Here is a 1,839-nt window from a genome sequence, read left to right as displayed (position 1 = left end):
GACACCCGCACCAGCAAACTGGCCGCGATCGAGGTGCAGGTGGGCCGCACCGGCGTGATCACCCCGGTCGCGGTCCTGGAGCCGGTCCAGGTCGGCGGCGTGGTCGTCACCTCGGCCACCCTGCACAACTTCGGCGACCTGGTCCGCCGCGACGTCCGCGTGGGCGACACGGTCTTCGTCCGCCGCGCGGGCGAGGTGATCCCGGAGATCACCGGGGCCAAGCTCGACGAACGCCCCGCGGACGCCGAGCCCTTCACCCCACCGGAGGTCTGCCCCCGCTGCGGCGGCGAGATCGACCGCACCCAGAAACGCTGGCGCTGCACCCAGGGCCGAGCCTGCGGCGCGGGGGAGTCCCTGTCGTACTTCGCCGCCCGCGACTCGATGGACATCGAAGGCCTGGGCGACAAAGTCATCGCCGGCGTCGTGGCAGCAGGCCTGGTGACCGACCCCGCCGACCTGTACGACCTGACCCCGGAAGTGCTGGCCGAGCTGGAACGCCTGGGCCGCACCTCGGCAACAAAGCTGGTGGCGGCGATCCAGGCGTCCAAGGCCCAGCCCCTGTCCCGCGTCCTGACCGGCCTCGGCGTCCGCATGACGGGCCGCTCGATGTCCCGCCGCCTGGCCCGCCACTTCGGCACGATGGAGGCCCTCCGCGCGGCTACGGTGGAGCAGCTGCAGGAGGTGGAGGCGGTCGGCCCGGAACGCGCAGCCACGATCGCGGCGGAACTGATCGACTTGGGCCCGGTCATCGACAAACTGACGGCCCGCGGCGTGACTATGACCGAGCCGGGCGTCTCGGGCCGCGAAGCAGCAACCATCCCCGAAGCCGCCACCCTCCCGCTACGCAGGGAGGACGGCAAGCCGATGACCGTGGTCGTCACCGGCTCGGTCCCGGGCCTGAGCCGCAACGAAGGCAACGAAGCGGTGGAACACCTGGGCGGCAAATCCTCCGGCTCGGTATCGGCGCGGACGGATCTGGTCGTGGTCGGGGCGGGCGCCGGCTCGAAAGCGGCGAAGGCGGAGGAGCTGGGGGTCCGGATCATGCCGGCGGAACGCTTCGCCGAGCTGCTGGCCGCCCACAATGCAGGCGACGAGCCGACCCTCCAGGCCTACCTCGACTGATCCGCCGCGACAGTTCGTGACCTCAGGCGTCGCTCGGGCCGGGCGACCAGCCGGTCTGCTGCGCCCAGTCGTCCGCCCGGTGAATGATCCGCCAGCAGTGGTCGGCCTTCGCGTCGGTGTAGGCCAGTCCGTCATGCGGATGCTCAGCGGCGAGCCGACGCTTGACCTGCGCGTATTCCGCAGCATCGACCGGATGCGCCCGCAGGTAGTCGCGAAACAGCAGCGGAAACTGCTCCGAGAAGCTCCCGGCCCGGCGCACGTGGATATGGGTCCGCGGCTGACCGGGCGGCTCCCGGAAATACCGCTTCGTAAGCTCCGGATTGTCGGCACGATGGACGAATCCCAGACCCACCAGCGGATCCCGGAAGAGACCGAGCGGCTCCAGCCGGGCCACGGAGATCTGGATGTCGACAACCGGCTTCGCCGCCAGCCCGGGCACCGAGGTGGACCCGATATGGTCGATCCGCAGCGCAACGTCCCCCAACGCGCCCCGCAGCCGCCGCCCGAGATCGGCGAAGCGCACCGCCCAACCGGGATCGTGATCGACGATGCGGATCACCCGCACACCTTGCGCCTTGTCACCATCCATCGCCCGCATCGTAGGCGGCCTCTGCCTCACCGGCTGCCGAAAGCGGGGCGGTTCGCTACTCGGCAAGCTGCGGGTTCGCTCGGCTCACCGGCTGGCCGGGTCGACGGCTCCCCGGCTCCCCGGCTCGC

At 71.1% G+C, this 1,839-nt stretch carries 2 protein-coding genes; one reads left to right on the top strand and one right to left on the bottom strand.

The genetic code is table 11. The features are described from left to right. Nucleotides 1-1,122: helix-hairpin-helix domain-containing protein (locus AB0C29_RS46445; protein WP_360834513.1), on the top strand; the 1,122-nt coding region annotated here is incomplete at its 5' end. Nucleotides 1,123-1,144: 22 nt separating this feature from the next. Here AB0C29_RS46445 and AB0C29_RS46440 read toward each other — a convergent pair. Then, complete coding sequence (locus tag AB0C29_RS46440; protein WP_360834511.1) at nt 1,145-1,711, bottom strand: GrpB family protein; 567 nt, start codon at nt 1,709-1,711, stop codon at nt 1,145-1,147. Between the last annotated feature and the right edge of the window lie 128 nt (nt 1,712-1,839).

The organism is Actinoplanes sp. NPDC048791, assembly GCF_040650095.1.
In the GTDB taxonomy this organism is placed as follows: domain Bacteria; phylum Actinomycetota; class Actinomycetes; order Mycobacteriales; family Micromonosporaceae; genus Actinoplanes.
The sequence above is the reverse complement of the archived record's forward strand: the minus strand, read 5'-3'. Positions and strand labels throughout refer to the sequence as shown.

Coding starts and splice junctions, on each gene's coding strand:
- AB0C29_RS46440 (WP_360834511.1), bottom strand. CDS start 1,711: ATGGATGGTGACAAGGCGCAAGGTGTGCGGGTGATCCGCATCGTCGAT.